Origin of the sequence: Exiguobacterium sp. BG5(2022), from assembly GCF_031844365.1 — a bacterium.
Lineage (GTDB): Bacteria > Bacillota > Bacilli > Exiguobacteriales > Exiguobacteriaceae > Exiguobacterium > Exiguobacterium profundum.
The window spans coordinates 1591443-1610384 of the sequence record NZ_JAUZVB010000001.1; the positions used below are offsets into that span (position 1 = coordinate 1591443).

Genomic DNA, 18942 nt, shown 5'->3' on the forward strand with positions numbered 1-18942 from the left:
ATTATTTGTATTTTTTATATTGCTGAAAGTTGTATCATTTGTTATATTTGTTACGACAAAAAGAAATCGCTTTCAAAAGGAGGAGTTGGCACCATGGCAGTCAAGGTCGTCATCATCGGCGGTGGGTCCAGTTACACCCCGGAAATCATCGAAGGATTGATTGATCGACAGGCAACGTTCCCCGTTCGGGAGATCGTGCTCGTCGATATCGAAGAAGGGAGGGAGAAACTAGAGATTGTCGGTCGTCTCGCTCAGCGGATGATTGAAAAGGCAAACGCCGAGATCACACTCAGTTGGACGCTCGATCGAAGAGCCGCACTCGTCGGCGCAGATTTTGTATCCACACAGATTCGGGTCGGTGGACTCAAGGCACGCGCGCTCGATGAACGCATCCCGCTCAAGCACGGCTTCATCGGGCAAGAGACGAACGGCGCAGGCGGATTATTCAAAGCGTTCCGTACCATCCCGGTCTTGATCGACTTGGCAAATGAAGTCGCCGAGATTTGTCCGGATGCCTGGCTCGTCAACTTCACCAATCCGGCGGGCATCGTCACCGAGGCCGTACTCAAGCACTCATCTCATAAGAAGGTCATCGGTGTATGCAACATCCCGTTCAACATGCGAAACTCGGTCGCTGAGATCCTCGAGACACCTGTCGAACGAGTCGCGATTGAATTTATCGGATTGAACCACTTCGTCTTCGGTCGTCACGTATGGGTCGACGGCGTGGATCGGACGAGTGACGTCCTCGCCTCGCTCAACTCAGGCAACGATTACTCGCCGGCGAACATCGTCGGTCTCGGTTGGAGCGAATCGTTCCTATCGTCACTCGGCATGTTACCGAACCCGTATCACCAGTATTACTTCCAGACGAAAGATGTGTTGAAGAAAGATCTTGAGGCGTACGCACAAAATGGCACCCGTGCCGAAGTCGTGCAACAAGTCGAGGCGCAGTTGTTCGAGAAATACAAAGACGTCGATCTCGCCGTCAAACCGGAAGAGCTTGAAAAACGTGGAGGCGCCTACTATTCAGACGCCGCCTGCAACTTGATGGACTCGATTCACAACGACCGCGGTGACATCCAGACGGTCAACACGCTCAATAACGGCACGATTCGAGATTTACCAGACGATGCGGTCATCGAAGTGAACGCCGTCATCACGAAGTCGGGGCCTCGCCCAATCTCCATCGGCGCGTTGCCGCTACCGATCCGTGGGCTCATCACGAACTTAAAAACGTTTGAACAGCTCGCCATCCAAGCGGCTGTATCTGGCACGTACGAGGACGCCTACCTTGCCTGCCTCATGAACCCGCTCATCCAGGACGAGAAACGGATCGACCCGCTTCTTAAAGAGCTGTTCACAGCGCACGAGGCGTACCTACCCCAATTTAAGAAGGAGGTTTACTCATGAACAAGTTTATTGAAATCGCGGGACGTATCGGGTCCCAAAGGCACTTAGTCGCCATCCGTGACGGATTCGTTTCCGTCATGCCACTCATCATCGTCGGGTCGCTCGCGGTCCTCATCAACAACTTCCCAGCCATCAACATCGGTGGTCTCTCACTCGACTTCGTCGGATCGATGAACAGTATGTTCGGCGAAGGTAATTGGCAAGGGCTTGGCGGTAGCATTTGGAATGCGTCCTTCGCGATACTCGGGCTCCTGATCGCCTTCTCGATCGGGTATAACTTGGCCCGTTCATACGGGATTGACGGGCTCGCGGCGGGGATCTTGTCGCTCGCCTCGTATATCATGCTCGTACCGGTCACTGCTGACTGGGGTCTCAACTTCGCATGGCTCGGCGCACAAGGTCTCTTCGTCGCCATCATCGTATCGATTGTCGTTACAGAAATGTTCCGCTACCTCATCAATACGAAACTGACGATCAAGATGCCAGAAGGTGTACCAGGTGGGGTCACACGTTCATTCCAAGCGCTCATCCCATCAATGATCATCTTGACGGTTGTCGCAGGATTCCAGCTCTTCATGACGCTCGTCGTCGAACTCAGTGTATTTGAAGTCATCTTTAAAGCGATCCAACAACCGCTCCAAGGATTCGGCGACTCACTCCCGGCTGCCTTGCTCATCGCCTTCTTGAACCACATCCTTTGGTTCTTCGGGCTTCACGGGACGAACATCATCGGCTCGGTCATCGAACCGGTCTACCTCCCGCTCATCGAGCAAAACTTGGCTGCCTTCCAAGCTGGAACGTCAGCGTTTGATGTACCGTACACGGTCACAAAACCGTTCTTGGATGCGTTCGTCTTCATGGGTGGATCGGGTACGACGTTCGCGCTCTTACTCGCGATCTTCATCGTCGTCCGCAAACAACGGAATCACCCGTATCACCAAGTGGCAAAACTGTCGACACCAGCCAGTCTCTTTAACATCAACGAACCGGTCATCTTCGGTCTTCCAATCGTATTGAACCCGATCATGCTCGTACCGTTCATCTTAGTGCCGGTCACGCTCACCATCGTCTCTTATGTCGCGCTCTCGACAGGCATGGTTCCGAAGACAGTCGCCATCGTCCCATGGACAACACCACCAATCATCAGTGGCTATTTGGTAACGGGCGGTAGCGTTCGCGGCGTCTTGCTCCAAATCGTCAACTTGTCGATTGCGACAGCGATGTATATTCCATTCGTCATGGCAGGAGCGAAGGCAATGACAGCCGAAATCAATAAAAACAAAGCTGCTACTGAGGAAGGAGAAAAGATTTCGTGAAAACCGAAACCATCCAAGAACTCTCGTTTATGATTATCTTACATGCCGGAAATGCACGCTCCTCTGCATTCGAGGCTATCGCTGCCGCGAAACGCGGTGAAGCGGACGAAGCGGCGGCAAAGTTGAAAGAAGCCGACGCGGCCTTCTTGGACGCACACAAGCTACAAACGGAGCTGTTACAAGAAGAGGCACGGGGGACGACGAGCGACATGAGCGTCCTCCTCGTCCACGCACAAGACCATCTTATGACGGCGATGACCGTGAAAGAGCTCGCTGTCGAAATGATTGACATGATCACCCGTTTGAATCGATTGGAGGAAACGACATGAACATCTTACTCGTCTGCTCGGCAGGAATGTCGACATCAATCTTAGTGGAAAAAATGCGGAAGGAAGCTGCCGCACGCGGACTCGACGCATCCATTGACGCGATTCCGGAGTCGCGCTTGAAAGAACAGTCGAACGTCGACGTCATCTTGATCGGACCACAAGTCCGCTACCTCGAAGGCAAAATCAAGTCGTCCGTCGACGTCCCGGTTGCGGTCATCGATAACATGGCGTATGGGATGATGAAAGGCGACCTGGTCCTCGACCAGGCACTTGGTCTCGTCAATGCTTAAAACGTTCGTCCTCGTCAACGCCGATGACTTCGGCTTGACGACGGGTGTGAACGCCGGCACACTCGACAGTCACGTGAATGGAATCGTCAATTCGGCGACGATGATCATGAACGGGTATGCCGTCGAGGAAGCGGTCCGACTCGCGAAACAACATCCGTCGCTCCGTGTCGGGGTCCATCTCGTCTTGTCTTGGGGCAAACCGCTCGCCGACACGAGTGCTCCCCTCACGAAAGAAGATGGTACGTTCCGCTACACGAGCCGCTTCATGACTGAAGACTCGCCTGACCCGGGACTCGTCTATTTGGAGTGGAAAGCCCAAATCGAGGCGTTCCTTGCGACAGGACTTTCACTCGACCATCTCGACAGCCACCATCACATTCACGGTTGGCCGGTCCTGCACGACGTCATCATTCGTCTCGCTGAAGAATACGACACGACGTTTCGGGCCTTAACGACGCTCGGGTCACGCCGAGACTTGTGGGTGACCGAACGGTTCAGTGATCAGTTCTACGCGGATGGCGTCTCCCATGCGACGCTCGATGCCATCGAACCAGGACGATCCATCGAAGTGATGGTCCATCCGGCCGACCTCGATGATCGTCTTCCGAACGTCACCTCATACCTTGTACCACGCCTCCTCGAAAAACAGGTGTTGGTCGACTATGAACGCCCCGAATGGTGGGCATGAGAAAAGCGAGTTCCCTTTGACGGGGACTCGCTTTTTCATAGGTCAAATGCTTGTTGAATCTGTGCCGCTGTCTCCTCTGGACTTAAGTTCGTGTTATCGATTCGGAGATAATGCTCGACGTCTAACTCCCCCGGACGTGAGTTCAATCGGTACATCGTCGCCGTCTGCTTCAGTTCCGCTTCGGACCAAGCGATGTCACGTTTCGACGGTTTATGGGTGAGGCGGTTCTCCGTCGTATTGCGCGCAAGGCGTTCCTCTATCTCGGCCTCGAGCTCGACATAGTAGATGTCCGCCCCGTGTGACTCGAACAAGCCCGTCACCTTCTTCACGTAATCCCAGTCCTCCTGCATGTCAAACGCCCAGACGAACGTGAAAATCATGCCGGGTAAATCACTCTTTGCGACCGCCTCGAACAGTTCTTGACGAAAGTGTTGGACGAGTCGCTTCCCTTCCGGCGTCCCGTAATTGAAGAACGGTCCGACGAGGTCGATCGTCATATGGTTATGGAATAATTTCAGTCCGGTTTTGTCAGCGAGCGCCTGTCCGACCGTCATCTTGCCGACGGCTTGTGGACCAAATAAGATGATGAATTTCATTGGATTTCCCCCTATATCTTTTGAAGATTTTATCATGTGACTTAAAATGTGTGACCCCTCCAAAATATTTGTTTACCTCTTTCCAAATGAAGGAATAAGCATAGCATCGAACTTTATGGAAAGAAGGTGCCCCTGTGACTTGTCCCCACTGCGGAAAGAAGACACGATCGAAAACGATCTGTCCGACGTGTGGCCGTCGCTCACGTCGCACGATTTGGTTATTTGCCACTCCATTCGCTATCGCACTCATTGCCTTTGTCACCTTCATTGGAAACGCCTATTTCACGGACGTGCTGCGTTCGTCCGACTCGCTCGCCGATCAGGTCAACTTGCCGATTGGGGAAGATACGGTCTCCGCTGACGAAGCGACACCGGTCGACTTCGCCGCCTTGCAGGATAGCCTCTTCACAGTCAGTTACGGAACGGGATTTTTGGTGAGCTCACGCGATGTCGTCACCGCCGCCTCGAATGTGGCCGGGTTGACGAATATCATCATGTACCATGATGGTGAGGCCGTCTCCGGCACCGTCGTCGGTCGGACGAAGCTCATTGCTGTCATTCGAATTGAAGAGACGGAGAACACACCATACACACTCACGCAAGCGATCGCCGCAGAGGACGAGACGTTAACCACATTGACGATGCAAGAACGCATCAACGGTACGGTCACATTCGCCGAGAACGGCTATAGCCGAAACTTTGAATTGCCACGTCATGCGTATGGCAGTCCACTTCTTTCAGCATCCGGGCGAGTCGTCGCCATCCATTTGCGTGGGATTGCCTTGCCGACCGCACTATTTGAACAAGACATCCGTACGTTCATCGCAAAAGATACACCGGCACCACCCCCTATCGAACTCGCACCGGTTGAACCGATCAAACCGGATTTGACAGAAGAACCGGTCGTCGTTCCGGAAACACCTTCTATTCCTGAGGCACAACCTGAAATCCCACCTGTCACTGAACCGGAGGCACCGGTCGAGGAAGAAGTCGAAGAGGAGGTTGTGGAAGAGCCCGAACCGACGACACCTGAAGTGACGCCAGAAGAACCTGCGGAACCGCCGAGTGAACCGGAGGAACCGACGGATCCACCGGAAACGGAAGAGCCGATTGAAGACGATCCTCCGGTGACTGAGCCGGAGGAACCGAGCGAACCGGAAGAGCCAGCGGAGCCAGAAGAACCGACGACGCTCGAACCAGACGGGGATGAGGGCTCCATCGTCGAAGACGATCCGGACACTGAAGAAAACATAAATGAAGAAGAAAACGACACAAGCACCCCATCCGAATGATGGAGTGCTTGTTATTCGTCACGTGTGAAACGTCGTTGGAGATTGCCGAGCACCGCTCCTAGTCCGAGCAGTAGAATCGACAGCGCCCAGAACGGGAGCGCGTCTTGCAATAACCAGACGACGAGGGCACTGAAGCCGACGACAGCTCCAAGCCATAGAAAGTTCCGTTGTCCCATGTCATTCACCTCGTCCTCATCATAACACATCGACCCGACGTGCCGTCGCTTGCGGTGGCAAGGAGCGCGTCAACCGTTCATCATGCTCGACTCGAACCTGTTGTCCGATGAGAAGCTGTGTCTCATCCAAAAGAGGTCTCGGTACATGAAACACGATACCATCAAACGGTTCTGCCTCCCGCGTCGGCGTGACGCGGATTTTCTCATCCATCACCTCTGCGACATATCCAGTGAACGTCGCCATGCCGTTCCCCTCCTTTCCGGTCCTTACTTTCCATTTCCCGTTTTTGCAAAAGATGCTACTCGACTGTGACAAGAACAAGTATAATAGAGCGACACTAGTACTTGTGAGGAGGACACCCTATGACACAAACGATCGATTTACACACCCCAGAGTTCCAGCGCACGTTCCTTGAGATGATGCTCCTCGCAGAATTAACGGAAGCTTATAACGCTGAAGCCATCAATGACATGGCAACACGGGGCGAGACCGCGTTCCCGGACGACCCATTCTTCCCGGCGATGCGTGCTTATCCATATATTCGAGAAGGTGACACCGATTCGGCCAAACCGTGGCTCGAGAAAGCGAGTTCGCTCGGTGACCACTACATTCTTCATATGTTAAAAGGATTTGTCAGTGAAGACACCGGGTTCACGTTCGAGGCGGAACAACACTTTCTCCGTGGCGTCGAACGCTATCCGGATGTCCCAATCATGCATCGCGCCCTTGCCGTCCACTACTTCGACCGCAAATTCCATGGCGAGGCCGGTCTTCATATCATGAACTATGTCCGGCTTGCCGGATTTGGTCCGGACACCGTCCCGATGTTGCTCGAATTTTTCCAAGTGTATGACGACATTCCGCTCGATATGGTCGATGAACTGATGAAGACGGCGAGCGGTTACTTAACATTAAACCCGCATGATCCGCATGCCCATTCCTTATACGCGTCTATGTGTAGCCATCGTTTCGCTGCACTGACGGCCGAGTTGAAGGACGATGACCCGCTTACCGATGAGATGATTTGGATGCTCCTTGAAGTCGAGAATCACGGGATGTGGAGTGCGACCTATGACCGCAGTGAAGAGCGGATGTTCCGCCATATGTTCGCCGAATACGTCGACAACGTCATTCTTCCGAACACGTCACAGTTTTATGTATGGCGCCTTCGGTTACGTTACTTGACACGTCGCCTGACACACCGCTTCACGGGTGGCTACTCTGTACCGACATCCTAAAAAAACATCACGCCAACAGGGCGTGATGTTTTTGTTTATCCGGCATACGGTTTAATCGGTCCACGCAGGCTGAACGAGTAGTCCTCCGGATCGACAATTCCGACGACTTCGTCGCCTTCAAGTAACTCCCATAGGAACTCCGCCATCTCGCGCGCCGTATGATATTTCGCGACGTTCTCACTGTAGTCGAATCCTTCCGTATCGCGAGCCCGGTCGGCGAAGCTCGTCTCCGTTGCGGCCGGTGCGAGTACTTTCGCCCGAAGTTTGGCCCCACTCTGCTTCAACTCTTGTGCGAGTCCTTCCGTATATGCACTCACGAAGAACTTCGTCGCACAATACGTGACCGAGTTCGGGACGATTCGATATCCCCCGACAGACGACACGTTCAACAGCTGTGCCCCTTCGATATCATGATAATCTCGAACGTATAGACTCGATAAAACGGTGAGCGCCTCGATATTCAAACGAATCATGTTCTCGATTTTACCGAGGTCGACGTCCTTGATGAGATCTGCATCCCCGAATCCCGCATTGTTGATCCACGTCTCGATGTCGAGGTCCGCAAGCGATTCATATAATCCGTACACGTTCTCGCTATATGATAGGTCGGTCGATTTGATGATGACGTCACTGTCCGACGAGATCGATTTGATTTCATCACGCAACGATTCGAGCTCTTCTTTTCGTCTTGCGACGAGCACGAGCGACTTTCCCTTTTCAGCGAGCAACTTCGCTGTCTCATACCCGATACCTGAACTGGCTCCTGTAATGACCGTATACTTCATATAATCCACTCCTTTTTGTCGTTTACCTTGTTGTTCATTCCCCACTTTCTTCATCGCAAATCGTTTCGATGTGAACGAAAAAGCCCTGACTCCAAGGAGACAGGGCTTTCAACTTATGTCGTGAATCGACCAATCAGTGTCTGCAGGTCACTCGTCATATTGCCGAGTGATTCGGCGACACCGTTCAATTCTTGAATCATCGCGAGTTGGGCGTCAGCCGTCTCACCGACCGTACGCATCGTGTCGGCCATCCCTTCACTGTCTTGTGACATTTGAAGAGAGGACGTCGCAACTTGTTTCGTCGTCTCCGCAATCTCATGCGAGGCGATGCGGATATGTGACGTATTATCGACTGATGTCTCGAGCTGACTGACAATCTGTTCGAATGCGCGTGTCGCTCGTTCGAGCAACAACGTGTTCGTCTCGACGCGTTTCGCACTGACGACGTGTTGGTCGAGAACAGCGTTCGACTGTGTCTGAATCGACTCGATCAACCCGGCGATCTGTGTCGCCGACTGCTTCGACTGCTCGGCAAGTTTACGCACTTCTTCTGCAACGACGGCGAATCCTTTTCCTTGCTCACCGGCACGTGCCGCTTCGATGGCCGCGTTCAATGCCAACAAGTTCGTCTGGTCGGTGATCGATTGAATGACCTCGGTGATAAGGGCGATCTCGTCAGACTGTTGCTTCAATGCCGAAATCGATTCTCCCGTCAGACGTGTCTCCCGCTCCAGTGCGAGCACCTCGTCTTTCGCCTGAGCCATCGTCGCACCACCTTCTTCGGCGAGCTTCAAACTCTGTGACACGTCATCGTCAATCGAGCCGATCGAGCCAGCGATACGACCGATGCCTTCATCGGCAGCAGCCACCGCTTGAGATGTTCCAGTCGCTTCTTTCGCCTGCGCGACCGTTTCTTCCACGACTCGGTCGATGAGACGTGTCGTTTCCTCCGTCTGTGACGCCATCTCTTCCGTACTCGCATACAGTTCTTCCGATTGTGCTGTGATTTCCTGTGCGTTTTGGGTGACGCGGTCAATGAGTTCACGCAAATTACCCTTCATGCGGTTGAATCCGGTCATCAATTGTCCGATTTCATCTTGCGTGAGCGCCTGAAGGTCATCGCGGGTCAAATCACCTTCCGCGACTACTTCTACCTCTTTCGCTAGGAATCGCAACGGGGTCGTGACCATATGACTAATGGCATATCCGGCACCAAACATCAGTATCAGACTGACAACTGCGATGACGACTGAGTACCAAAAGGCACGCTCACCTGCCTCCTGCAATTCGGCTTGCATCGCAATTAACTGCTCTTCTGTTTCGGCTTGTAACGTCTCACCTGTCGATGAGATGGATTTGGTCACGTCCGGCATGAGACGGAATACTAATCGATCGATTGCCTCTTGATCCTTTGAGTCAATCGCCGCGATGGCTTGTGTCGCCAACTCATCATATCCTGTCGCGTATCCGAGTAACGATTCATATTCCTTTCGTTCGGTCTCATTGTCCGCGAGTTCAATCAACGATTCGATGGCGGCTTTCTTCTCTTCTCCGCCCCGGCTGATTTGTTGTTTGCGCTCCTCATCCTGTAGGAGCACATACCCGCGGACACCATACGCTTGACGGACCATCCCGAGCGCCAAGTCGTCTGCCGCTTTCATCTTCATGACATCGTTTGAAATCATGTGTTCATATTGACTCGTCATCCGGTCGAGCGTCCACAGATTGTATCCCATTCCAACGATTGTCAAAATTAGAATCAAACCGATACTCGTCATGATTTTTCTTGATAACGTCCATTCGTTCAACATCTTTTTCACGTACTACGAGGAGTAATCTCCTCTTCCACCTCTTTTTCTCTCTATTTTTATGTATTGCCTTTTCTTTATCGGACACAACAGCCTAATTTGTACCAACAATTTGAAATTCATTTATGTATTGACCTATCTTTTTATTTTTTTGTACTGGGCACAAAAAAAGAACCAGACATCTGCCTGGTTCTGAGTCTTGCTTATAGCTTGAATTGCGCCACGCGATTCGAGAGTTCGGTCGCCCGTTTTTCTGTTTCGCCCATCTTCGCCTGAACGTCGTTGAAACGCTCGACTGAGAGTTGAACTTTCTCTGAAATCGACTGCGTTCCGTCCGCGCCTTCTGTCACGGTCGTCGCCACTTCTTGAATGACACCAAGAATGTTGTCCGTCATATGGCGAAGTTGAAGCGCGTTACCTTCGAACGTCTTCGCTGTTTCTCCGAACACTGTCGCATCCTGTTCATATTGCGTTGCCGACTCTTCGAGACGGTCGTAGTCGGCCATGACTTTCGTATTGAGGAACGTCAACATATCTTCCGAACTCGTGTTGAGTCGTTCGACCGAATCGATGACCGTATTTGACACGTCACGAATCTCGTTGACCGTCTGACGTGAGTTTTCCGCCAATTTGCGGATTTCTGATGCAACGACCGCAAAGCCGCGACCTGCCTCACCAGCACGTGCCGCTTCAATCGAAGCGTTCAAAGCGAGTAAGTTTGTCTGGTCAGCAATCGCAAGAATAGCTGTCGTCAAGACACGAATCTCTTCAACCGACTGTGCTCCTTTGATGGCTTCTGCGAGCTCGACCTGTTTCTTCTCGATAATTGCCACTGCTTCTGTTTTCGAAACAACGGCTTGCTCCCGCATCTCGTGTGCTCGTGTCTCAACACGATTTGCTGTTTCGGCACTCTCGTTGGATAAGTCGACGATTGAATCGATCGAACTTCCCATTTCTGTCGTCGAGGCACTCATTTCTTGCGAAGAGGCTGCCGTTTCTTCCATACCGGCCGTCAATTCTTCGACCGTTCCAGACGTCTCTTCCATATAGTGACTGAGTCGCGTCACTTCAGCAGATACGTCTTTTGAAGACGAGAGAACGACTTTCGCTGTCTCTTCGACATCAATCATGATCTCACGTAGTGTCGCGAGGAACGTGTTGAATGAACGACTGACTTGTGCAATCTCATCATTCGACGTGACCGGAATCGTCATCGTCAAATCGCCACCTTGGGTCGCGAGTTCATCAAAGCGTGTCTGAAGTGTGCGCATCGGTCGAATAATCGAGCGTAACAGGCTGAGCCCGAGGAATAAGAGAATCGCTACAGCCCCGATGGTCACGGCAATCAATGCCATGAGGGACTGCATGAATTCACTTTCCATGTTCTGTCCGACACGTTGTGAGCCTTCCGAGTTGTAGTCGACAAGGTCCGCTAGTTTTTGTGTGAAGTTGTCATATGTAGACTTGGACTGCGCATCATAGTATGAGCGCGCCATCCCTGTGTTACCGGTCGAGCTGAACGTCAACATGTTGTCCGAGACGCGTTGATACATCTCCCATTGACGCGAGAAATTCTGGAATAGTTCTTTGTCTTCCGCACCTGAAGCCGTTTTTTCATACTTTGGTGCAATCGTATTGATTTCTTCACGAATCTCTTTCATCCGTGTCATGAGCTCTTCTTTTTTGGTCGCATCCTCTGACACGATGTGATCGAGCTCAAGTGTTCGATAGTTCGCGGCGAGTGTGTTGAGTTCGTGAGCGTAATCGAGCCCTTTATTCCAATTGTTGACGATATCGTCCGCTTGACGGTTCGCGTCACTCATTGAAAACAGTGCGTAACCACCGACGCCAATGACCATGACGAGCGATATGATGACGAGCCCCCATAATTTTTGACGAATCGTTAAATTCTTCCCGATGTTCGCCCCGAAAGATGTCGTGCGTTCACGCTTCTCTCCGCGCTTCCACTTGAGTGTCGGTTTCCACGTCCATGTCGGTTTTCGTTTGATCCGGCTCAATGCCTTAGACCATGTTGATTTCCATGCCATCTATGTATTCCCCTCTCAATCATGCAGTGTTTCCTATACTATCGACAATTTTCAGAAAATAATGAAGAGAATTGACCAAACTTAAAAAAGGTGACTCAAACTGCAAGAGTCACCTTTCAATCAATTACTTCTCACTCAATACGGTCTGCGTACCTTCAATCATCTTGATTTCGGTCCACTCCATCACGTTCTTTGCGAGCGGATCGTTGGCGACCATGAAGTCAGCAAGCGCTTCTACTTTTTGGGCTTCGACCGGTTGTTTCACGTTATTCAAGCGGAAGCGTACGACCTTGTGGAATGCATCTAAAAATGAGATTTCAAGTTTTGTGTCAGTCATGGGTTATTCTCCTCCTTAAGATGTGGGTTAGACTAAATCGTATTCACGGACGATGCCGAGGTCTGCTCCCTCTTGAATGACGAGATCAATCAAGAGACGACCGAACGCATCAATCGTATCTGCCGTCAGGTCGGCACGAATCGGACCGAACCGTTGTGCTTTTTTCGTCGGTTTCGCTGTTTGTACGTCATGATGCGTCGTCAAAACGAACGTTGCTTTCTTCTCTGTTAAGACAGCCATGGGGGATGGCTCCTTTCAATAGGGGATTAGGTTTCTGATGCGGTCGAGGTATCCATTCGTTCGAGCAGCTGGATCATACGATCGAGCTTCGTCTCAATCCGATGAAGCAAATAGAGCGAGACAACGATAGGGAACCCCAAATTTGAGATGAGTTCGGGCCAACTCATGTGACCACCTGCTCATCGTGCCGAGGATTGGCAGCGGGACGAGTGAGGTTTTTCATAAGTCCTCCCTGTTAATACACTAGAAATTCTTGGGCCACGACGTAGTTGGCGGATTCCACATCAATCAGTGCCTTGATCAAGTCAGCAAACTGTTTCATCCGCGCCTCATCCATCCGACTTCCAAGCGGTCCATAGCGGACGAGTTGCTTTTTCTCTTTGCCGTCGAGTTGTCGTCGGGTGTCCAAATAAAGCATCGTCGCCGTTTCTCGATATGCTACCATTTGTCTCACCTCCTTCGTCCTTATTAACCGCTTACAAGGTCGAAGTGCTCATTCTATTTTTCTATAACAATAAGTGACGATAGTCCTAAACTATCTGAATATTTATTCATTTTTCAATTTCTGTCTACTTTTCTTGAGTTTTCATATTAAGTAGGGTATCTTAATCTTCGGCAGACAGCATTCAAAAATACGTCAAAAGTACCATGATTTATTCCCCACATTTGAAAAAACTGTAAGTTAAATTCTTGTAAATGGGGTACGATACGTAGGAGGGCATTTTTTTGAATTTCACTAGTCAGTCTTGAAGAAGGAGACATACACGATGAACAGCCTAGACCTCGCAAGCTTTGCCTCAATTCCTTCCGCTCAACACGACTTCGACCAAGCCGACCTGACGTTTTCAGCGACCGAATGGGATACATACCGACCGGAACAGGGAAAACTAATTTCGTATAAAGAGCAGCATCTAATGGTCTATCCGCTCAAAGAATTGAGTCGCGCCTTTAGCGTGGCCGGCATCCCACGCAGCCAACAGCAATTGATCAAATGGGAAACAGATGGCGTCTTGCCACCGACCCCATTTACGTTCGGCCGGAAGCGATTCTATACGGAAAATCAGATTCGTACCATTGTCGACATCGCACTGGAATGCGGATTGCGTCCACGAACACATGTGAAGAAAACAAACTTCTCTGAATTGGCGCATCATGAACTAACGTACATACTCAAACTTGAACTTCATGCCTAGGAAACTCCTCTCGTCTGAGTAGGCAAAAAAAATCATTCGTCATGATGTTCGTGACGAATGATTTTTTGTTACAACTTCTCAATGACTGGACGAGGAAGCTCTTCCCGTTTCACTTCGTCGTACGAGGTCACGGTATCTTCATCTTTGACATAAAGACGTAAGAACGCCCCCTCCCGAAGTTCTTTCCCAGCGGTAAAGGTGACTTCTTTCTGGTCACCTTCCTCCGTGAACGCGGATTGTGTATAAATGTAACGCTTCATCACGTCGCCGTTCTCGAGCGTCGTCTCTTCTACATCCGTCGCTCCTCCGATTTCAACGAAAAGGTTATCCTTCCCAATTCGATTCCAATCCACCTGCGTTAATCCAACGACCAATACAATCGCAACAATTGCAATTCCAATCCATTTTTTCATATTTTTCTCTCCTTATCGAATCGCCGTCATGAAGCGGCGAACTGTGATGCCATAATAGACCGCATAAATGGTCGTATAGACGCCCATCCACACGAGAACCGGTATCGTGAAATTCATGCTCAACAAGTTTGAAAACGCGATGAGCGCCACGGTCGCATGAAGAATCCCGAGCGCGAACGGGGCGAGAAATACGACGATGATCTGTTGGCGCACCGTCCGGCGCACGTCCCGATCGGATATCCCGATTTTCTGTAATATCGCATACTTCGCCCGGTCATCCTCTGCCTCCGTCATCGTCTTGAAGTAAATGACGCTACCTGTTGCAACGAGAAAGACGAGCCCAAGGAATGTCCCGACAAAGAGGAGCGCCCCGTTCATTGCCATCGTCTCGGCGTACACGTCCGGTGCACTCGAGAACGATTCAAGCCCGAGTCCCGCTAGACGCTCAGACTGTTCGCGCTGATCTTTGAACGACTCCGTGAGGGCAACGTGATACGTCTCGCTCGGCTCCGTCATCGTTTTGAACATGTCGTCGGCGACGACGAGGAACGACCCGCCGAACGTCATCACGTTGAGCGGTGATTCTTCAAGACGCGTCGACACGTCAACCGTCTGTCCTGACAGTTCGACCGATTCAAGATTCTCCGAGTAACGTTCGTCATAGAACGGGTCGACCCATACGACCTCATCCTGTCTGAACGGTGCCGGCTCTGCCACGCCGAGACCTTGCAGAAGATGGCGATATGTCGATTCATCGATGACCCCGAGCTCACGCTCTCCGTATTGCGCTTCCGTCCGAATCGTCTTTTGTTCGACACTTGATTCGAACGTCGCTCCGTTCACCTCGACCGCATCCCCTTTCCAGGCATACGTGTATGGTGTATAAGAGGCGACATTCTCTTCCGCGTAGTAGTAGACGCTAAAGATGGCACCTCCTGCCGTAATTGCTGTCGCGCTGATGATGCTGATCAACGTGAGCGTCTTCGCGTTCCCGCGAATGCGATAGAGGAGCTGTGACGTCGTCAACAAATTGAGTCGTTTCCACGACCAGCGTTCGTTCCCTTTCAACCATGTCAATGCGAAAATCAAGACACTGTGAAAGAGAAGCGCAGACCCGATGACACTCAATCCGATAATGAGAAGCGGCATCGCGAGTCCGAGCATTCGCCATAGCGATGACGTCATCAGATCCTGAAGCGCGAGCCAGTATGCCGCTCCAATCGTGAGCACACCTGTGAGTGCGACCCATCCTTTCGCCGTCGGAACTCCTTCCCCACTCTTATCCGCATGGAACAAGTCAATCAACTTGAAGCGATAGATGACGCGGTACCCTTGGAATGATGTGAAAAGGAAAATAGCAAGAAAGACAAGGAACGTCTCGATGAATGCCGACGCAGAGAAAGCGAATCCGATGTTCAAGTCACTGTCCATCAATCGCATCAACAGTTGCAAAAGCGCATTCGACCCGAACAGGCCGAGCACGATTCCAACGACCAAGGACACCGCTCCAATGACGATATTCTCAAACAAGAGCAAGAGTCCAATCTGTTTCTTTCGGACCCCGAGTAATGAGTAGAGCCCGACCTCTCGCTTACGTCCTCTCAAAAAGAAGGCGTTCGAGTAGGCAATAAACAAAGCGACGAACAACATGAGGATGAACGTCGACGTGCTCATCAACCCGCTGATCTTTTGCGATGTTTCCGCAAGCGCACTGATTTCATGACTGTGCTTGAGTGTCGCGAACGTGAAGTAGATGACGATGGAAAAGATGGTCGTCCCGACATAGAGTGCGTATCGCGACAGATTCCGTACGACGTTTTTCTTAGCGAGCTCAAATAGCGTCATCGACCGCACCGCCTTTCGCGAGCTCCTCGAGGATTGATTGGTAGAATGCGTCTCGTGAGGCGTTGCCGCGAATGAGCTCTTTCTTCAACTGTCCGTCTTGAATATAGAGGACTCGGCGGCAAAAACTTGCAGCGAAGGCGTCATGCGTCACCATCATGATGGTCGTCTCCGCTTCATTCAACCGAGCGAGGGTATCTAAGAGATCGGTCGCCGACTTCGAGTCGAGCGCACCGGTCGGCTCATCGGCAAAGATGAGTTTCGGGTCCGAGATGAGCGCCCGACAAACAGCCGTCCGTTGTTTCTGTCCGCCTGAGATTTGATACGGGTACTGCTCGAGGATCCCTTCGAGTCCGAATCGTTTCGCTAACCGTTCGACCTTTGCGCGTGTCTCATGAACCGGCGTCTTCGAGACGGCGAGCGGGAGCAACATGTTTTCCCGGACCGTCAATGAATCGAGCAAGTTATAGTCCTGAAAGATGAATCCAAGATGGTCACGTCGGAAATCGGCAAGAGCCTCCTCATTCATCGCCGCAATGTCATCGCCTTCGACTAAAATCTCCCCCGACGTCGGTGTATCGATTGTCGCGAGGACGTTTAGCAACGTCGATTTCCCAGCCCCGGACGGCCCCATGATTCCAACGAACTCCCCATGTTCAATGGTGAAGGAGACGTCATCGAGCGCTCGAAACGTCGCGTCCCCTTTCCCATATGTCTTTTGAATCGCTTTTACTTGTAATAATGTTTCCATGTTCAGCACCTCTTTCTGTCCCTTACATTACGCCCTCTGTCTTAACTCCAACTCACGCGTACCTTACAAAATCCTTACGTGATATGCTTAGAAAGAGGTGATGACGATGGAACAGCCACGGATTCTCATCGTGGATGATGAACAAGATTTATGTATATTGATTCAACGCGCGCTTGAAAAAGAAGGATTTCATGAGATTCGGACCGCTCACACATTGAAAGACGGATTTGATGTCTTCGAGACGTTCCGCCCTCACTTGGCGATCTTAGACGTTATGTTACCGGACGGTGAAGGCTATCAGCTCTGCCAACAGATGCGAGCGCAGTCCAACATCCCGATCCTCTTTCTCTCTGCCAAATCGGAAGAGGTCGATAAACTGCTCGGTCTCGCCATCGGTGGAGATGACTACATCACGAAGCCGTTCAGTCCAAAAGAAGTGGCATTCCGTGTAAAGGCTCAGCTCCGACGGGTTTCAATGATGGAAGCACCAATGCCTGAGACGACGACCGTCGGCCCCTTTCAAATGAATGAAGACGAGACAGAAGTGTATGTGAACGGGGAACGATTGGAGTTGACGGCTAAAGAAGTCGGTCTTCTCGCCTGCTTTTTACGCAACCCGAACCGGATTCTCAGCAAGGAGACGCTCTTCACGCAAGTGTGGGGTGAGTCATTCTTCGGATCCGACAACACGGTCATGGTACACATCCGACGTCTCCGTGAAAAAGTCGAACCCAATCCATCTGATCCGACATATATCAAGACGGTCAAGGGACTTGGCTATCGGTTGACGGTGTAAGGAGCGATCATGATGAAATGGAAACTGACCGGTCGCTATTTGTTGTCGATTCTCCTTATTGTCGCGCTCGTCGTCTTCTTGAACATTACAATCTTATTCGGCCTCCTTATCAATGATCGAACGGGACTTGATGATGTCGAGAGCAACGCCGGGGAGACCTTCACCCGAAACTTCAGCACCTATGTATCGCTTGAGGACGGTGAACCCGTTGTGTCAGAAGCCGGGCGGGAAGCTCTTCGCCAAACGGGTGCATTCGTCCGCTTTTTAGATGAGACGGGACGTGTCGTCAGCGAGGTCGATGCCCCGAGTGGATTACCAGACGCCTATTCTCCAATCGAATTGATTCAAATGTATAAATATATGGATGATGACCTCCGACTCTACTTCATCGGGGAGTATGAATCGTACAGTTATCTCATCGGTGTGCCGGAGGCAAATGAGCGTCGGGTGCTCTTTATGTTAGACGAACAGGCAGTCCTTTCGTATATCACGAAGGCGTTCTTCTGGATTCTAGTTGTCGATTTACTTGTCGCCGCCTTGATCGGTTTATTGTTCAGTTCACGATTGACGCGCCCTGTATATCGCTTGACCGAACGGATTCAACAGCTGAAGCAACGTGATTTTTCGACTACCGAACCGAAGCAGTCAGGGATTTACCGTCCTGTTTTCTATGATTTGAATGCCGTCTCACAGACACTTAAAACGTATGAACGTCAGCGCGAAGAACTCGAAGAACGTCGAAAAGAGTGGATGAGCAACGTATCGCACGACCTGAAGACCCCGCTCGCCTCCATCCAAGGCTACGCCGAACTACTTGATGATGATTCGTTAGATGACACCGAGCACAGACAATACGTACATGTGATTGAACGACAGGCTAAGTATATGAAGGAACTGCTCGACGATTTCAATTTGACGATGCGTCTGCAACACGGCGATTTCCCACTTACGCTCGAAGAGACAAACCTCGAGCCGTTCGTTCGTGAGCTCGTCATCGACGTGTTGAACGATTCTCGCTTTGGGGAGCGTCACATCGAGTTTGAGGCTACTCAAGCAGCGACCGTCTCGCTCGATCGTCACTTTATGAAGCGAGCCTTGCTCAACTTCTTGTATAATGCTCTTCTCCATAATGACGATTCGGTGCACGTGACGGTCCACATCGAGGGTGACGTCGTGACGATTGGAGATGATGGAAATGGGATTGCAGAATCCGAATTGCCCTATATCTTTGAACGCTATTACCGAGGCACGAATACAGACGACGCACGCGGGAGTGGTCTCGGCATGGCCATCTCACGGGACATCATCGAAGCCCACGGCGGGAAAATAGAAGTCGACAGTGCACCGGGACACGGCACCACAATTCGAATCACATTCATGACATAGCAAA

The 18942-nt window shown here is 51.2% G+C and carries 23 protein-coding genes; 10 read left to right on the plus strand and 13 right to left on the minus strand.

What is annotated here, in order from left to right:
- The first annotated feature begins 93 nt into the window (after positions 1-93).
- From Q9R25_RS08130 to Q9R25_RS08150, 5 genes are read left to right on the plus strand one after another with little or no spacing between them, the layout of a single operon-like run.
- Entirely contained in the window at positions 94-1413 is a 1320-nt protein-coding gene (locus Q9R25_RS08130; protein ID WP_159562858.1) for a 6-phospho-beta-glucosidase, read from the plus strand.
- Complete coding sequence (locus Q9R25_RS08135; protein ID WP_012727188.1) at positions 1410-2729, plus strand: PTS sugar transporter subunit IIC; 1320 nt, start codon at positions 1410-1412, stop codon at positions 2727-2729. Before Q9R25_RS08130 ends, Q9R25_RS08135 begins: the two co-directional genes overlap by 4 nt.
- Positions 2726-3058: a PTS sugar transporter subunit IIA gene (locus Q9R25_RS08140; protein ID WP_084156011.1), complete on the plus strand. Its 333-nt coding sequence runs from the start codon at positions 2726-2728 to the stop codon at positions 3056-3058. Before Q9R25_RS08135 ends, Q9R25_RS08140 begins: the two co-directional genes overlap by 4 nt.
- Positions 3055-3348 carry a PTS sugar transporter subunit IIB gene (locus tag Q9R25_RS08145; protein WP_012727190.1) on the plus strand — a complete coding sequence of 98 codons (294 nt, stop codon included), beginning with the start codon at positions 3055-3057 and terminating at the stop codon, positions 3346-3348. Before Q9R25_RS08140 ends, Q9R25_RS08145 begins: the two co-directional genes overlap by 4 nt.
- The gene (locus tag Q9R25_RS08150; protein ID WP_311283011.1) at positions 3341-4036 is read left to right on the plus strand and encodes a carbohydrate deacetylase; all 696 of its coding nucleotides are present in this window, start codon (positions 3341-3343) and stop codon (positions 4034-4036) included. Before Q9R25_RS08145 ends, Q9R25_RS08150 begins: the two co-directional genes overlap by 8 nt.
- Before the next feature lie 35 nt (positions 4037-4071).
- Here the strand turns inward: Q9R25_RS08150 and Q9R25_RS08155 are convergent, their stop codons facing one another.
- On the minus strand, positions 4072-4632 hold the full coding sequence (locus tag Q9R25_RS08155) for an AAA family ATPase (protein ID WP_031422484.1): 561 nt from the start codon (positions 4630-4632) through the stop codon (positions 4072-4074).
- A 134-nt stretch (positions 4633-4766) separates the two neighbouring features.
- Between Q9R25_RS08155 and Q9R25_RS08160 the strand changes: the two genes are divergently transcribed.
- The gene (locus Q9R25_RS08160; protein WP_311283012.1) at positions 4767-5924 is read left to right on the plus strand and encodes a hypothetical protein; all 1158 of its coding nucleotides are present in this window, start codon (positions 4767-4769) and stop codon (positions 5922-5924) included.
- Positions 5925-5935: 11 nt separating this feature from the next.
- Here the strand turns inward: Q9R25_RS08160 and Q9R25_RS08165 are convergent, their stop codons facing one another.
- Together Q9R25_RS08165 and Q9R25_RS08170 are read right to left on the minus strand one after the other, a co-directional pair.
- Complete coding sequence (locus tag Q9R25_RS08165; RefSeq protein ID WP_012727200.1) at positions 5936-6100, minus strand: hypothetical protein; 165 nt, start codon at positions 6098-6100, stop codon at positions 5936-5938.
- 19 nt (positions 6101-6119) lie between these two features.
- Positions 6120-6344, minus strand: coding sequence for a YobA family protein (locus Q9R25_RS08170; protein WP_264092874.1), 225 nt, complete (start codon positions 6342-6344; stop codon positions 6120-6122).
- Positions 6345-6463: 119 nt separating this feature from the next.
- Here Q9R25_RS08170 and Q9R25_RS08175 point away from each other — a divergent pair, with 119 nt between their 5' ends.
- On the plus strand, positions 6464-7339 hold the full coding sequence (locus Q9R25_RS08175) for a hypothetical protein (protein ID WP_074035961.1): 876 nt from the start codon (positions 6464-6466) through the stop codon (positions 7337-7339).
- A gap of 35 nt (positions 7340-7374) precedes the next feature.
- On the opposite strand, the gene Q9R25_RS08180 is transcribed toward Q9R25_RS08175, so the two are convergent.
- From Q9R25_RS08180 to Q9R25_RS08210, 7 genes are all read right to left on the minus strand, one after another.
- Positions 7375-8124 (minus strand): SDR family NAD(P)-dependent oxidoreductase, encoded by a 750-nt coding sequence (locus Q9R25_RS08180; protein ID WP_074035959.1) that lies wholly within the window; start codon positions 8122-8124, stop codon positions 7375-7377.
- 113 nt (positions 8125-8237) lie between these two features.
- Positions 8238-9935: a methyl-accepting chemotaxis protein gene (locus Q9R25_RS08185; RefSeq protein WP_311283013.1), complete on the minus strand. Its 1698-nt coding sequence runs from the start codon at positions 9933-9935 to the stop codon at positions 8238-8240.
- A 200-nt stretch (positions 9936-10135) separates the two neighbouring features.
- The gene (locus Q9R25_RS08190) at positions 10136-11980 is read right to left on the minus strand and encodes a methyl-accepting chemotaxis protein (protein ID WP_264092877.1); all 1845 of its coding nucleotides are present in this window, start codon (positions 11978-11980) and stop codon (positions 10136-10138) included.
- A 124-nt stretch (positions 11981-12104) separates the two neighbouring features.
- Entirely contained in the window at positions 12105-12317 is a 213-nt protein-coding gene (locus tag Q9R25_RS08195) for a DUF2922 family protein (protein ID WP_074035953.1), read from the minus strand.
- Positions 12318-12344: 27 nt separating this feature from the next.
- Positions 12345-12557: a hypothetical protein gene (locus Q9R25_RS08200; RefSeq protein WP_159562870.1), complete on the minus strand. Its 213-nt coding sequence runs from the start codon at positions 12555-12557 to the stop codon at positions 12345-12347.
- A 26-nt stretch (positions 12558-12583) separates the two neighbouring features.
- Positions 12584-12724: a YvrJ family protein gene (locus Q9R25_RS08205; RefSeq protein WP_074035951.1), complete on the minus strand. Its 141-nt coding sequence runs from the start codon at positions 12722-12724 to the stop codon at positions 12584-12586.
- A 68-nt stretch (positions 12725-12792) separates the two neighbouring features.
- A complete protein-coding gene (locus Q9R25_RS08210; RefSeq protein WP_264092879.1) occupies positions 12793-13002 on the minus strand; it encodes a hypothetical protein in 210 nt (69 codons plus the stop codon).
- Between the two features lie 322 nt (positions 13003-13324).
- Between Q9R25_RS08210 and Q9R25_RS08215 the strand changes: the two genes are divergently transcribed.
- Complete coding sequence (locus tag Q9R25_RS08215) at positions 13325-13750, plus strand: MerR family transcriptional regulator (protein ID WP_074035947.1); 426 nt, start codon at positions 13325-13327, stop codon at positions 13748-13750.
- A 68-nt stretch (positions 13751-13818) separates the two neighbouring features.
- Here the strand turns inward: Q9R25_RS08215 and Q9R25_RS08220 are convergent, their stop codons facing one another.
- Genes Q9R25_RS08220 through Q9R25_RS08230 form a run of 3 tightly spaced genes read right to left on the minus strand, consistent with a single transcriptional unit; the run spans position 13819 to position 16756 of the window.
- The gene (locus Q9R25_RS08220; RefSeq protein WP_074035945.1) at positions 13819-14163 is read right to left on the minus strand and encodes a YxeA family protein; all 345 of its coding nucleotides are present in this window, start codon (positions 14161-14163) and stop codon (positions 13819-13821) included.
- A gap of 12 nt (positions 14164-14175) precedes the next feature.
- Positions 14176-16008, minus strand: coding sequence for an FtsX-like permease family protein (locus Q9R25_RS08225; RefSeq protein ID WP_311283014.1), 1833 nt, complete (start codon positions 16006-16008; stop codon positions 14176-14178).
- On the minus strand, positions 15995-16756 hold the full coding sequence (locus Q9R25_RS08230) for an ABC transporter ATP-binding protein (RefSeq protein ID WP_159562873.1): 762 nt from the start codon (positions 16754-16756) through the stop codon (positions 15995-15997). Before Q9R25_RS08230 ends, Q9R25_RS08225 begins: the two co-directional genes overlap by 14 nt.
- 106 nt (positions 16757-16862) lie before the next feature.
- Here Q9R25_RS08230 and Q9R25_RS08235 point away from each other — a divergent pair, with 106 nt between their 5' ends.
- Positions 16863-17552, plus strand: coding sequence for a response regulator transcription factor (locus Q9R25_RS08235; RefSeq protein ID WP_074035939.1), 690 nt, complete (start codon positions 16863-16865; stop codon positions 17550-17552).
- A 12-nt stretch (positions 17553-17564) separates the two neighbouring features.
- Positions 17565-18938 carry a sensor histidine kinase gene (locus Q9R25_RS08240; protein ID WP_074035937.1) on the plus strand — a complete coding sequence of 458 codons (1374 nt, stop codon included), beginning with the start codon at positions 17565-17567 and terminating at the stop codon, positions 18936-18938.
- Positions 18939-18942 lie beyond the last annotated feature (4 nt).